This window comes from Blastococcus sp. HT6-4 (assembly GCF_039679125.1).
GTDB classification, from domain to species: Bacteria; Actinomycetota; Actinomycetes; order Mycobacteriales; family Geodermatophilaceae; genus Blastococcus; species Blastococcus montanus.
This window is the reverse complement of sequence record NZ_CP155551.1, coordinates 2,680,755-2,694,762: the sequence shown is the minus strand read 5'-3', so window position 1 is coordinate 2,694,762 and position 14,008 is coordinate 2,680,755. Positions and strand designations below refer to the sequence as shown.

At 73.1% G+C, this 14,008-nt stretch carries 8 protein-coding genes and 2 pseudogenes; 8 read left to right on the top strand and 2 right to left on the bottom strand.

Going from position 1 to position 14,008, the window contains the following annotated elements; all coding sequences use genetic code 11:
- The first annotated feature begins 97 nt into the window (after positions 1-97).
- From ABDB74_RS12870 to ABDB74_RS20705, 5 genes and pseudogenes are all read left to right on the top strand, one after another.
- Positions 98-1,120 carry an HlyD family efflux transporter periplasmic adaptor subunit gene (locus ABDB74_RS12870; protein WP_346618999.1) on the top strand — a complete coding sequence of 341 codons (1,023 nt, stop codon included), beginning with the start codon at positions 98-100 and terminating at the stop codon, positions 1,118-1,120.
- The gene (locus tag ABDB74_RS12865) at positions 1,117-1,845 is read left to right on the top strand and encodes an ABC transporter ATP-binding protein (RefSeq protein WP_346618997.1); all 729 of its coding nucleotides are present in this window, start codon (positions 1,117-1,119) and stop codon (positions 1,843-1,845) included. The genes ABDB74_RS12870 and ABDB74_RS12865 overlap by 4 nt, the downstream gene beginning before the upstream one ends.
- Positions 1,842-3,065 carry an ABC transporter permease gene (locus tag ABDB74_RS12860; RefSeq protein WP_346618995.1) on the top strand — a complete coding sequence of 408 codons (1,224 nt, stop codon included), beginning with the start codon at positions 1,842-1,844 and terminating at the stop codon, positions 3,063-3,065. Before ABDB74_RS12865 ends, ABDB74_RS12860 begins: the two co-directional genes overlap by 4 nt.
- A gap of 13 nt (positions 3,066-3,078) precedes the next feature.
- Positions 3,079-3,189: pseudogene (locus tag ABDB74_RS20710) on the top strand (TfoX/Sxy family DNA transformation protein); the annotation flags it as partial.
- A 35-nt stretch (positions 3,190-3,224) separates the two neighbouring features.
- Positions 3,225-3,329 (top strand): annotated as a pseudogene (locus ABDB74_RS20705) (TfoX/Sxy family DNA transformation protein); the annotation flags it as partial.
- 3 nt (positions 3,330-3,332) lie between these two features.
- Here the strand turns inward: ABDB74_RS20705 and treY are convergent.
- Positions 3,333-5,666, bottom strand: coding sequence for a malto-oligosyltrehalose synthase (gene treY, locus ABDB74_RS12855; RefSeq protein ID WP_346618994.1), 2,334 nt, complete (start codon positions 5,664-5,666; stop codon positions 3,333-3,335).
- Entirely contained in the window at positions 5,663-7,774 is a 2,112-nt protein-coding gene (glgX, locus tag ABDB74_RS12850) for a glycogen debranching protein GlgX (protein WP_346618993.1), read from the bottom strand. The genes treY and glgX overlap by 4 nt, the downstream gene beginning before the upstream one ends.
- A 474-nt stretch (positions 7,775-8,248) precedes the next feature.
- On the opposite strand from glgX, the gene uvrB reads away from it, so the two are divergent.
- The 3 genes from uvrB (at position 8,249) to ABDB74_RS12835 (ending at position 14,000) form a co-directional block, all read left to right on the top strand.
- Complete coding sequence (gene uvrB, locus ABDB74_RS12845; protein ID WP_346618991.1) at positions 8,249-10,375, top strand: excinuclease ABC subunit UvrB; 2,127 nt, start codon at positions 8,249-8,251, stop codon at positions 10,373-10,375.
- Between the two features lie 367 nt (positions 10,376-10,742).
- Positions 10,743-11,888, top strand: a complete 1,146-nt coding sequence (locus ABDB74_RS12840; protein ID WP_346618989.1) for a TerC family protein — start codon at positions 10,743-10,745, stop codon at positions 11,886-11,888.
- A gap of 138 nt (positions 11,889-12,026) precedes the next feature.
- A complete protein-coding gene (locus ABDB74_RS12835; protein ID WP_346618988.1) occupies positions 12,027-14,000 on the top strand; it encodes a prolyl oligopeptidase family serine peptidase in 1,974 nt (657 codons plus the stop codon).
- Positions 14,001-14,008: the final 8 nt, after the last annotated feature.

Genomic DNA, 14,008 nt, shown 5'->3' with positions numbered 1-14,008 from the left:
CGCGCGCCGCACACCGAACGGCGAGCAGGGGGCCGATCACGCGCTATCGTCCCGCCACACCGGTACCACTGAGTACCCCATCCGCCGGAGGTCGCCCGTGGGCGCTGTTCGCACCATCGCGTTCCCCGCGCTGCGGCTGGTCGTCTGGGCGGTGATCGCCGTGGCGCTGGTCGTGCTCGCCTTCCGGGGCGGCGCCGGGGACACCGCGGCCGGCTCGGGGCCGGGCGCGCCCACGCTGGATCTGGCCTCGCCGCCGATCCCGGTGGCGAGGGGGAGCGTCGCCAACACCGTCACGGTGAGCGGGACCGTGGTCGCCGACGCCCCGGTCGCGGTGAAGGCGACGGCCGCGGGCACCGTCCGCCGGATCCTCGTCGCGACCGGTTCGGCGGTGACGGCCGGACAGCCCGTCCTGGAGGTGCGCTTCGAGGAGGAGCAGCCACCGGTCACCGGAACCGACGCCGAGGGCAACCCCACGTCCACCCCGCGGCCGCCGAAGGTCCGCACCGTGACGGTGCCGGCCCCGAGCGCGGGCACGCTCGCGGAACTCGACGTGCTGGTCGACCAGGTGGTCGCGGTCGGCGACACGATCGGGCAGATCTCCCCGGGCACGCTCTCGGTCACCGCACCGCTCACCCAGGCCGAGCAGTTCCGCCTGCTGGCGCCGCCGTCCACGGCGGAGGTGACCGTCCAGGGCGGGCCGGCCCCGTTCACCTGCACCGGGCTCGTGCTGGGCGCGGCGACCGGTCCGAGCCCCGACGGCGGCGCGGGTGGCGATCCGATGGCGCCGCCCTCGACCGGGGGGACCACCGCCCGCTGCGCAGTGCCGCCGGACGTCACGGTGTTCGCGGGCATGGGGGCCACCGTCGCGGTCTCCGCCGGCACCGCCGAGGACGTCCTCGTCGTGCCCGTGACCGCCGTGCAGGGTTCGGTGCAGCAGGGCAACGTCTGGGTCGTCGGCGCGGACGGCGCGGAGGAGCAGCGGGCCGTGGCGCTCGGGCTCACCGACGGCGAGCAGATCGAGGTCCGCGAGGGCCTGGCCGAGGGCGAGCAGATCCTCCAGTTCGTGCCGGTGCCCGACGACAGCGTCCAGGACCAGATGACGGGCGGGCCCTACGGATGAGCCTGCTGTCGCTCAGCGGGATCAGCCGGCGGGTCGACCTGCCCGACGGCAGCGTCCTGCCGATCCTGACCGGCGTGGACCTCGAGATCGCACCCGGCGAGCACGTCTCGATCGTGGGGCGGTCCGGGTCGGGGAAGTCCACCCTGCTCAACATCCTCGGGCTGCTGGACAGCCCCACGGAGGGGCGGTACCTGCTCGACGGGGAGCCCACCGTCCGGCTCCGCGCCCGGCGACGCTCGCGGCTGCGCGGCGAGGTGTTCGGTTTCGTCTTCCAGCAGTTCAACCTGCTGCCCCGGCGCACCGCCGCGGAGAACGTGGCGGCGCCGTTGCTCTACGCCCGCGGTCGCGACTACCTGCACCGGCGGCGGACGGCGCGCGAGATGCTCGACCGGGTCGGTCTCGGTGCGCGCGCCGACCAGGTGCCCGAACGGCTGTCCGGCGGCGAGCAGCAGCGCGTGGCGATCGCCCGGGCACTGGTCCGCTCGCCGCGCGTCGTCCTCGCCGACGAGCCGACCGGGGCCCTGGACGTCGAGACCGGGGCGCAGGTGATGGCCCTGCTCGCCGAGGCGGCGGCGGAGAACGGTGCGGCGCTGGTGACCATCACCCACGACCTGTCCGTCGCCGCCCTCGCCGGCCGCCGCTTCCGGCTGGACGCCGGCCGGCTCTCCCCGCTGGTCGAGGCCGGTGCGCTGGGCGCCGCGACGTCGGACCGGGGCACCACGTGACCGGCGTCCTGGGGGCCCTCGCGGAGGGGTGGGACGAGGTGCGGGTGCACAAGGCCCGGGTCGTCCTGTCCCTGGTCGGGGTGTTCCTCGCCGTCTTCGCCATGACCACCGTCACCGCCCTCGGCCTGATCGTCGCCCAGGTGCAGCAGGAGAGCGCGGAACGCGGATCCGGCCGGCCGGCGACGGTCGCGGTGAGCGCCTACGACTCGATGACCGGGATGCCTCCGGACGCCGGGCGGTGGGACGCCGCGGTCACGGACCTGACCGAGCGCTACGGCATCTCGACCGCCGCCACCGTCTCCTACGGGGAGGGCCTGTTCCGGCTTCCCGGAGGCACGCAGCGGGTGCAGACCATGCGGGTCTCCCCGTCCTACGGGGAGCTGCACCGCAGGGAGCCGATCGAGGGACGCTGGTTCCGCGAGGGCGACCGGACCAGCCTCTCGCCGGCGCTCGTGGTGAACGAGAGCTTCCTGGAGGCGCTCGGCGTTCCCGACCTGTCGTCGCGGCCGACCGTCGTCCTCGGCGGGCCGACCCCCGTGCGGGCCACCATCGTCGGCGTCGTCCGCGAGGGCTACGGGTCGGACCTGATCGCCTACCGGGTGGACCGGTCCGGGGCGCCGTGGGACGACGCGGGCACGGCGGACCCGATGGCCGGGATGTACGGCGGGCCGAGCACCCTCGAGCTCTGGGTGTCGCCGGAGCAGGCCGAGCAGGTCATGGAGACGGTGACGCACGACCTCGGCCTGGCGCTCGACGGTGTGCAGGTGGACGCCTACCGGCAGGACGCCTCCGGGATGGAGGAGACGCTCGCGATGCTCCGGCTGGCCATCCGCGGCGCCGGGATCGTGGTGCTCGTCCTGGGCGGGCTGGGAGTGCTCAACATCGGCCTGGTCACGGTCCGGCAGCGGATCCGGGAGATCGGGGTGCGGCGCAGCTTCGGGGCCACCTCGGGGCGGATCTTCTCCGCGGTCATGCTGGAGAGCGTCTGCGCGACGGCCCTGGCGGGGGTGGCCGCCGTCGGGGCGGCGATCGTGCTGGTGCGTGCACTGCCGCTGGAGCGGCTGCTCAACGACGGCATCCCGCTGGCCGACACCCCGGGCTTCCCGGTCGCCGCGGCGGTCGAGGGGATGATCGCCGCGACCGCGGTCGGGGCCCTGGCCGGGCTGCTGCCGGCGATCATCGCCGTCCGCGCCAAGGTCATCGACGCCATCCGCTTCTGACGGGAGGAGGCCGGTGCCCGATCGGCTGCGCGACCTGCAGAACCGGGGGCCGGCCGGCGGGCGGATGCTGCTGGCCGCCGGGATCGAGACCCGCGCGCAGCTCGACGCGCTCGGCGCGGCGGAGGCCTACCGCCGCGCGTCGCCGCCGGCGCGCGTCCGACGAGGAACCTGCTGTGGGCGCTCGAGGGTGCGCTGCTCGACCTCGACCGGCGCCAGCTGCCGCCGGAGCGCCGGCGGCGGCTGGCGGCGGAGGTCGGCCGGTAGCCGTCAGCCGCGGACGAGCAGGGCCACCGGCAGGCGGCCGAGCACGCCGGCCACGGCGACGCCGGCGGCGTCGGAGACCGCCCGCTCGCCGGTGAACAGGTCGCGCCAGGCGCCGTTGGGCAGCTGCAGCGCGGTGTCGCCCCAGCCCTGGCCGGCGAGGCCGGCGGGCAGGCGGGTCGCCACGACGACGACACCGCCCCGGTCGTAGGCCACCACGTGATCGGCGCCCGATCCGGTCACCGCCACGGGCTCGTACCCGGTGAACCACTCGGGACGGTCCCGCCGCGCCCGCAGCACCCGCGAGGTGACCAGGAGCTTCGCCGCGCCGGTCTCGTCGACGGCCGGGACCTCGCCGGCGTCGAGCGCGGCCAGCAGCTTCCGGCGCATCGCGTAGTCGACCGGGCGGCGGTTGTCCGGGTCGACCAGCGAGAAGTCCCACAGCTCGGTGCCCTGGTAGACGTCGGGGACGCCGGGCATCGTCAGCTGGAGCAGCTTCTGGCTCAGCGAGTTCGACCACCCCAGCGGGGCGATCCGGACGACCAGGGCGTCGATCTCCGCGTTCGTCGCCGGGTCGTCGTAGGCGGCGTCGACCAGCGCGTGCAGCCGCTGCTCGAACTCCTGGTCGGGATCGGTCCAGGTGGTGGCGGTGCCGGCCTCGCGGGCGGCCTTCTCCGCGTAGGCGTGCGCCCGCTCCCGGGAGAGCGGCCACGCACCCACCAGGTTCTGCCACACCAGGTGGGCCAGCGACGGGTCGCCCAGCGGGTGGCGGAGGATCCAGCCGCGGACCAGCCGCGCCCACTCGTCGGGGATCTCGGCGAGCACGGCCAGCCGCGCGCGCACGTCCTCGCTGCGCTTGGTGTCGTGCGTGGACAGCGTCGTCATCGACCGCGGCCGCTTCTCCAGCCGGCGTCGCTGGGCCTCGTGGAACCCGGCGACCGTGCCGCCGAAGTGCGCCGGGTCCCCGCCCACCTCGTTGAGCGCCGCGAACCGGGCATACCGGTAATAGGCGGTGTCCTCCACGCCCTTGGCCATGACCGGGCCACTGGTCTGCTCGAACCGGGTCGCCGCCTCCGACCCCGACGCGGAGAGCACGGGGTGCAGCGCGTCGACCGCCGGGACCAGGTCCGGGCGGCGGTCACGGACGGCGGCGACGGTGGCGTCCAGGTGCACGCGGCCGTCGGGCAGGTAGCTGCGGTAGACGGGGAAGGCGGCCAGCAGCTCGGCCAGCGCTTCGGTCTGCTGGGCGACGCCGACGCCCGGCAGCTCGCCGATCACGCGGACGAGCCGGGCGACCTCCGAGCCGAGCATCCCGTCGGTGACCTCGCGCTTGCAGTCGTGCACGAGCTGCTCGTAGTCGACCCGCGTGCCGGCCAGCTCGGTGTCCAGCGCGGTGAACGCCGGCTCGCCGGCCGGGTCGACGAGCACCGCGTCGACCTCGGCGAGGGCGTCGTAGCCGGTCGTCCCCGCCGTCGCCCAGCTCTCCGGGAGGTCCTCACCGGGCTCGAGGATCTTCTCCACGACCGTCCACCGGTGGTCCGAGGCCTGGGCGAGCCGGTCCAGGTAGCCCTTCGGGTCGGCCAGCCCGTCCGGGTGGTCGATCCGCAGCCCGTCGACGGCGCCGTCGCGCACGAACCGCAGCACCAGCTCGTGCGTCGCGCCGAAGACTGCGGGGTCCTCCACCCGCAGGCCGGCCAGGGTGTTGATCGCGAAGAACCGCCGGTAGTTGAGGTCGGAGTCGGCGCGGCGCCAGTCGACCAGCTCGTAGTGCTGCCGGGCGTGCACCTCCTGCGGCGTCCCCTCACCGGTGCCGGGCGCGATGGGGAACCGGTTGTCGTAGTAGCGGAGCTCCCCGTCGGCCACTTCGAGCTTCTCGACGTCGTCCGCGGACCCGAGCACGGGGATGCGGACCTTCCCGCCGCCGAACTCCCAGTCGATGTCGAACGCCGCCGCGTGCGCGCTGTCCCGGCCGTGCTGCAGCACGTCCCACCACCAGCGGGCGGCGGCCGGGTCGTCGACGCCCATGTGGTTCGGCACCAGGTCGAGCACCAGACCGAGGCCGTGCTCGTGCAGCGCCGCCACGAACCGGTCGAAGCCGGCCTGCCCGCCGCGCGCCTCGTCGACGTGGGCGTGGTCCACGGTGTCGTAGCCGTGGTTGCTGCCCTCCGCCGAGCGCAGCAACGGCGAGGAGTAGGCGTGGGTGACCCCGAGGTCGGCGAGGTAGCCCGCGACCTCGGCGGCGTCCTGGAGCGGGAAGCCGGCGTGTACCTGCAGCCGGTAGGTCGACGACGGGGTGCCGCGGCGCCGTTCACCACCGGGCACCCGGACGGGCTGGGTCACTGCGCAGGACCCGTCAGGACGACGATCGAGCGGCCCTGCACGGTGACCGTCTCGCCGGGCTTCACCTCGACCGGCTCCACCTCGTGCATCTCGGCGGTGTCGAGCACCGGCGTCCAGGTCCGCGAGTAGTCGTCGCTGGGCAGCGTGAACTCGATCGGCTCGTGCGAGGCGTTGAACGCCAGGTAGAAGTGGTCGTCGGAGACGTACTCGCCGCGCTCGTCGGTCTCCCGGATCCCGACGCCGTTGAGGTAGACCGCCAGCGACTTGGCGTAGGCGGCGTCCCAGTCCTCGTCGGCCATCTCCTCCCCGGACGGGGCGAGCCAGGCGATGTCGGGCACCGGGTCGCCCAGCCCGCGGCGGACCGGTCGGCCGTGGAAGAACCGGCGACGGCGGAACGTCGGGTGGTCGGAGCGGAGCTTGGTGACCTTCCTGGTGAACTCCAGCAGGCCCTCGTCGACGTTGTCCCAGTCGATCCAGGTGAGTTCGGAGTCCTGGCAGTAGCCGTTGTTGTTGCCCCTCTGGCTGCGGCCGAGCTCGTCGCCGTGCAGGAGCATCGGCACTCCCTGGCTGAGCATCAGGGTGGCGATGAAGTTGCGCTGCTGGCGGGCCCGGCAGGCCAGCACGTCGGGGTCGTCGGTCTCGCCCTCGACCCCGCAGTTCCAGCTGCGGTTGTGGCTCTCGCCGTCGTTGTTGTCCTCGCCGTTGGCCTCGTTGTGCTTCTCGTTGTAGGACACGAGGTCGCGCATGGTGAAGCCGTCATGGGCGGTCACGAAGTTGATGCTGGCCACCGGCCGCCGGCCCGAGTGCTGGTACAGGTCGGAGGACCCGGAGATCCGGTCGGCGAACTCGCCGATCGTGCCGCCCTCGCCGCGCCAGAAGTCGCGGACGGTGTCGCGGTACTTGCCGTTCCACTCGGTCCACAGGGCCGGGAAGTTGCCGACCTGGTAGCCGCCTTCGCCGACGTCCCAGGGCTCGGCGATCAGCTTGACCTGGCTGACGACCGGGTCCTGGTGGACGAGGTCGAAGAAGGTCGCCAGCCGGTCGACGGCGTGCAGCTCGCGGGCCAGGGACGAGGCGAGATCGAACCGGAAGCCGTCGACGTGCATCTCGGTGACCCAGTACCGCAGCGAGTCCATGATCAGCTGCAGCGACTGTGGCGTCCGGACGTTGAGGGTGTTCCCGGTGCCGGTGAAGTCCATGTAGTACCGCTCGTCGCCCTCGACGAGCTTGTAGTACGTCCGGTTGTCGATCCCGCGGAACGACAGCGTCGGGCCGTTGTGGTTGCCCTCGGCGGTGTGGTTGTAGACGACGTCGAGGATGACCTCGATGCCCGCCTCGTGCAGGGCCCGCACCATGCCCTTGAACTCCAGGACGTGCTGCCCGGCGGTGGTGTCGCTGGCGTACTCGTTGTGCGGGGCGAAGAAGCCGATCGTGTTGTAGCCCCAGTAGTTGCGCAGGCCCTTCTGCTGCAGGGTGTCGTCCTGGACGAACTGGTGCACCGGGAGCAACTCGATGGCGGTGATCCCCAGGTCGTGCAGGTGCTCGATCGTCGCCGGGTGCGCGACGCCGGCGTAGGTGCCGCGGAGGTTCTCCGGGATGCGCGGGTTCGTCATCGTCAGGCCCTTGACGTGGGCCTCGTAGATGACCGTCCTGTTGTAGGGCGTCCTCGGCGGCCGGTCCACGCCCCAGTCGAAGAACGGGTTGACGACGACGGACTTGGGCATGTGCGCCGCGGAGTCCTCGTCGTTGCGCTCCTTGGTCTCGAAGTCGTAGCCGAAGACCGACGGGTCCCAGTCGATCTGCCCGTCGATCGCCTTCGCGTAGGGGTCGAGCAGCAGCTTGGTGGGGTTGCAGCGCAGCCCCTGGGCCGGGTCGTAGGGGCCGTGCACGCGGAAGCCGTACTTCTGGCCCGGGTGGATGCCGGGGAGGAACGCGTGCCAGACGTAGCCGTCCATCTCGGGGAGCCGGATGCGCTCCTCGTTGCCCTGCTCGTCGAACAGGCACAGCTCGACCTTCTCGGCCACCTCGCTGAAGATCGCGAAGTTGGTGCCGGTGCCGTCGTACGTGGCGCCGAGAGGGTAGGCACTACCGGGCCATACCTGGGTCATCGTGGGGTGTTCCTCCTGCGCAGGGCGCCCCGGTGCTGAGGGCGGTGACCCGGGCGTGTGCTGGCGCGACCGGGTCCGGACGGTCGTCTGACACCCGTTGCCCGCCCGGGGGCCCCGCCACACCTGGACGTGCCGCACGTCTCCGCCTCGCCCCGGCGGTCCCCGTGGTCCCGCGCGGCGCGACGACCACGCCCGGCGCGACGACGCCCCCCGCGGCAGGGCCGCAGGGGGCGTCGTGCGCAGGCCCGCCCGGAGGTGGGACCGGGAACGGGAGGCCCCGGGGGCCGACCTCGCCCGGCGAGCTGCCGGGTGGCGCTGGCCCCGGGTGGTGACCGCTCCTGCGACCAGGCACGCTAGGGGTGGCCGGCGGAGGAGACAAGTACCCGCCCTGCCGCCGCCGTCCCGGGGGCACCAGAGGTCGCACCGGAGCGCTCGCGACGGCTTCTGTCACACCGCCGACGTACCGTCGACGCCGTGCGCACGACCACCGATCTCCGGCCCACCCAGGGGCGTTTCCGCGTCGTCAGCGACTTCGAGCCCTCGGGCGACCAGCCGGCGGCGATCAAGGCCCTCGCCGAGCGGGTGAACGCCGGTGAGAAGGACGTCGTCCTGCTCGGGGCCACCGGTACCGGCAAGTCGGCGACGACGGCCTGGCTGATCGAGCAGGTGCAGCGCCCGACGCTGGTGATGGCGCCGAACAAGACCCTCGCCGCCCAGCTGGCCAACGAGTTCCGCGAGCTGATGCCCGACGCGGCGGTCGAGTACTTCGTGTCGTACTACGACTACTACCAGCCCGAGGCCTACGTCCCGCAGACCGACACCTACATCGAGAAGGACTCGTCGATCAACGAGGAGGTCGAGCGGCTGCGGCACTCGGCCACCAACAGCCTGCTCACCCGCCGCGACGTCGTCGTGGTCTCCACCGTGTCCTGCATCTACGGCCTGGGCACGCCGCAGGAGTACGTCGAGCGGGCGCTGAAGATCGGGGTGGGGGAGGAGCGCGACCGCGACGAGCTGCTGCGCACCCTGGTCACCGAGCAGTACACCCGCAACGACCTGTCGTTCACCCGCGGCACCTTCCGGGTCCGGGGCGACACCATCGAGGTGTTCCCGGTCTACGAGGAGCTCGCCGTCCGGATCGAGATGTTCGGCGACGAGGTCGAGCGGCTGTACTACCTGCACCCGCTCACCGGTGAGGTGGTCCGCGAGGTCGAGGAGCTGTTCGTCTTCCCGGCCAGCCACTACGTGGCGGGTCCCGACCGCATGGAGCGGGCGATCGCCACGATCGAGGCGGAGCTCGAGCAGCGGCTGGCCGAGCTGGACAGGCAGGGCAAGCTCCTGGAGGCGCAGCGGCTGCGCATGCGCACCACCTACGACATCGAGATGATGCGCCAGGTCGGGTTCTGCTCGGGCATCGAGAACTACTCCCGGCACATCGACGGACGCACCCCGGGCAGCGCCGGTGCCTGCCTCATCGACTACTTCCCCGACGACTTCCTGCTCGTCGTCGACGAGTCGCACGTGACCGTCCCGCAGATCGGCGGCATGTACGAGGGGGACATGAGCCGCAAGCGGACGCTCGTCGAGCACGGTTTCCGGCTGCCCTCGGCGATGGACAACCGCCCGCTGAAGTGGGAGGAGTTCACCGACCGGATCGGGCAGACCGTCTACCTGTCGGCCACCCCGGGCCCCTACGAGCTGGGCCGGGTCCAGGGCGACGTCGTCGAGCAGGTAATCCGCCCGACCGGGCTCATCGACCCGGAGGTCGTGGTCAAGCCGACCAAGGGCCAGATCGACGATCTCGTCCACGAGATCCGCGTCCGCACGGAGAAGGACGAGCGGATCCTGGTCACGACGCTGACCAAGAAGATGTCCGAGGACCTCACCGACTACCTGCTCGAGCTGGGCATCAAGGTCCGCTACCTGCACTCGGAGGTCGACACCCTCCGCCGGGTCGAGCTCCTGCGCGAGCTCCGGCAGGGCGAGTACGACGTGCTGGTCGGGATCAACCTGCTGCGCGAGGGGCTCGACCTGCCCGAGGTCTCGCTGGTGGCGATCCTCGACGCGGACAAGGAAGGCTTCCTCCGGTCGGGCACCTCGCTGATCCAGACGATCGGGCGGGCCGCGCGCAACGTCTCCGGCCAGGTGCACATGTACGCCGACAAGATCACCCCGTCGATGGCGCAGGCGATCGACGAGACCAGCCGCCGGCGCGAGAAGCAGATCGCCTACAACACCGAGCGCGGCATCGACCCGCAGCCGCTGCGCAAGAAGATCGTCGACATCCTCGACGGCATCTACCGCGAGGCCGAGGACTCCGAGGGCGCCACCGAGCTGCTGGGCGGTTCCGGCCGGCAGCAGTCGCGGGGCAAGGCGCCGGTGCCGGGTCTGTCGTCGAAGAAGGCCGGCGGCAAGGGCAAGGCCGGAGCGATCGACGTGCAGGGCCTGCCCCGGGCCGAGCTGGCCGACCTCATCACCCAGATGAACGAGCAGATGCTCGCCGCCGCCCGCGAACTGCAGTTCGAGGTGGCCGCCCGCCTGCGCGACGAGCTCAACGAGCTGAAGAAGGAGCTCCGCCAGTTCGACGCCGCGCACGCCTGACGGAGGACCGGTCCGGCCCCGCTCGTGGCGGTCGGACGCGCCCGGGGGTGACCCGCTCGGGCGAGGTGCCGGTCGGGCCGGGCCGGGTGCGACCGGAGCGGACGACCGGGGCGGCGCGCCGGGGCGACGGGACGCTCCGGCGGTGGTTCCCGCGGCGCCGGGGTACGGTGTGCGCCAGAACCCCGGCGCTCGCATCCGGTGACGCCTGCGCGGCGACGGGGTCGCACGGTGGAGGGGAGTATCCCCCGCGGCAGCGTCGTCATCACGAGGTCCCATGGCCTCCGGTGCTGCCGGTCGCCGGCCCTGGCCGGCGGCGGGAGAGACCTCCGGTGCCGGACGTCGGCAGTGATACCGGAGGTCTTCTGCAATGGACGTGCCCTTCTGGGTGTGGGCTCTCACGGTCGGCGCCATCGTCGGCATGCTGGTCTTCGACTTCTACGGCCACGTGCGCACCCCGCATGCGCCGACCCTCAAGGAGTCGGCCACCTGGTCGGCCATCTACGTCGGGATCGCCGTCCTCTTCGGGCTGCTGATCCTCTTCTTCTACGGCGGCACGTTCGGCGGGGAGTACTTCGCCGGCTACATCACCGAGAAGAGCCTCTCGGTCGACAACCTGTTCGTCTTCGTCCTGATCATGGCCAGCTTCGCGGTGCCTCGGGTACTGCAGCAGAAGGTGCTGCTGTTCGGCATCGCCTTCGCGCTGGTGCTCCGCACGATCTTCATCTTCATCGGCGCCGCAGCGATCGAGAACTTCAGCTGGGTCTTCTACATCTTCGGCGGGTTCCTGATCTACACGGCCTGGGCGCAGGCGCGCAGCGGCGGGCACAACGAAGAGGAGGAGTTCAAGGAGAACTTCTTCCTCCGGCTCACCCGCAAGGCGGTGCCGACGACGGACGACTACCACGGCGACCGCATGACGACCAAGATCAAGGGGAAGCGCTACATCACCCCGCTGGCGATCGCGCTGGTGGCCATCGGCAGCGCCGACATCCTGTTCGCCGTCGACTCCATCCCGGCGATCTTCGGACTGACCCAGGAGACGTACCTCGTCTTCACGGCCAACGCCTTCGCCCTCCTCGGCCTGCGCCAGCTGTTCTTCCTCATCGACGGCCTGCTGGACCGGCTGGTCTACCTGGCCTACGGCCTGGCCGTCATCCTCGGCTTCATCGGCATCAAGCTGCTCATCCACGCGCTGCACACCAACGAGCTGCCGTTCCTCAACGGTGGTGAGCACATCACGGTGATCCCGGAGATCCCGACCTGGCTGTCCCTGACGGTCATCCTGGTGACCCTGCTGATCACCACCGTCGCCAGCCTGGCCAAGAACAAGCGCGACCGGGAGCAGGGCTACACCAGCCCGACCGGTGCCGGCGATCCGGGCGCCGACCGGACCGGGCGCAACGTGGCCGCTCCGGCGAGCCACGACGGGATCGACAACCCCGGGCGCGGGGAAGGCCCGCCGGACCCGAGGAACGCCCCCGTGACGTCCCGGGACGACCACTCGAGGGACTGAGTCCGGGCCGGAGCCGCCCGCGGTGACGCCACCGCGGGCGGCTCCGATCCGTCGACGTCCCGGCCGCCGAGCCGGCCGGCGCCGCCCGCCTCCGGACGGGAGCGGGGGGCGGACGAGCCCTCGGCTAGCGTCGCCGGCATGCGGCCGACCGACCTCGCGCTCCTGCGCACGCCGGGGACGCCGACCCTGTCGCCCGACGGGCGGATCGCCGTCGTCGCCGTCGGCTGGCCCGATCCGGACGCGGACGACCACCGCAGCCAGCTCTGGGCGGTGCCCACCGACGGCTCCGCACCGGCCCGGCCCCTGACCTCCGGCCGGCACGACACCGATCCGGTCTTCTCCCCGGACGGGCGCTGGCTGGCGTACCTCGGGGCGGAGCCGGGCCGTCGCGCCCAGATCCACGTGCTGCCCGCCGCGGGCGGGGCGCCCAGGCGGCTGACCGACCACCACCTGGGTGCCGGTGCGCCGGTGTGGTCGCCGGACTCGCGCCGCCTCGCCTACGTCGCGCGGGTGCCCGAGCACGGCCGCTACGGCACCGTGGCCGGCGTGGACCCGGCCGCCGAGCCGCCGCGGCTGATCACGACGCTGAGGTACCGGCTCGACGGGGTCGGCTTCGTGCGCGACCGGCCCAGCCAGGTCTTCGTCATCGACCTGCCGGCCGACTTCGCCGACGACACCGTGCCGCCGCCGGCGCCGGTGCAGGTCACCACCGGCGAGGCCGACTGCGCCGACGTGGCCTGGCGCCCGGACGGTGCCGAGCTGGCCTTCGTGTCCGCCCGGCACGACGGCGCCGACCGCGATCCGGTGCGCGACGTCCACGCCGTCGCGCCCGACGGCTCGGGGCTGCGCCGGGTCACCGGGTCCCGCGCGGACTGCGCTCTCCCCGCGTACACCGCCGACGGCACGGCGATGGTGGTCACCGCCGTTCCCGACCGGGGCCCGGACGGGCCGGACGTCGTCGGGTGGCAGGCCGTGCCCTGCCGGGTGGCCGTCGCCGGCGGGGCGCTGCAGCCGCTGCTCGACCCGGCCGAGCGCCGCGGCGGTGCCGTCACCGCGCCCGTGCTCGCCGACGGGGCGGCGTTGGCCGGCGTCGAACGACGGGGGGCGGTCGAGCTGCTCCGCGTCCCCGTGGAGGGCGGGGCGCCCGAGACGCTGATCGACGGCCCCTTCACGGTGCGCGGCGTCGCCGCGGCCGCCGGCGTCGTCGTCGCTACCGTCGGCCACGACCGATCCGCGGGGGAGCTGGTGGCCCTGACACCCGGCGGGCGGCGGCTGCTCACCGGCTTCGGCCGGGAGCTCGGCGCGACCGGGCGGCTGCACCGCACCTCGGAGCGGACGGCGACCGCGCCTGACGGCCGACCGGTGCACGGCTGGGTGACGACACCGCCGGGGCCCGGGCCGCACCCGGTCCTGCTCGTGCTGCCGGGCGGGCCGGTCCGGCAGCCGGGCTGGGCGCTGTCGGTCGACACGCAGGTGTACGTCTCGGCCGGGTACGCGGTGGTCCGGTGCGATCCCCGGGGCTCCTCCGGCCACGGGCCCGACCACGGCCGGGCCGGCCCCGGGGAGCTCGGCGGCCCCGACGTCGACGACGTCCTCACGTTCCTCGACGCCGCGCTGCTGGATCCGGCGCTCGACGGCGAGCGGATCGGGATCGCGGGCAGCTCCTCCGGGGGATACCTGGCGGCTCTGCTGCTCGGCCGGACCGACCGGTTCGCGGCGGCGGTTCTGGACGCGGCGATCACCGACCCGGGAGGCCTGATCGACTCCGCCGGCACGGGTTGGTGCGTGGCCGACGACGGCACGGGGACCGCCTCCGAGCGGCCGGCTGCGCAGAGCCCGCCGGCCTGGCCGGGGCGCAGCGCGGCGCCGACGCTGGTCATCCACGGCGAGGAGGACGCGCGGGTGCCAGCCCGGGAGGGCGAGCGGTTGTACGTGGAGCTCGTGCGGCATGGAGTGCCGGCCGAGCTGCTGCTCTTCCCCGGCGAGGGGCACGAGCTGGCGCGCACGGGACGGCCGAGGCACCGGCTCGCCCGGCTCGAGCACCTGCTGCGCTGGTGGGGGCGCTGGCTGCCGCCCCCGCAGGTCACCGACGGTGACCTCGTCTCACGCTGAGTCTTTCC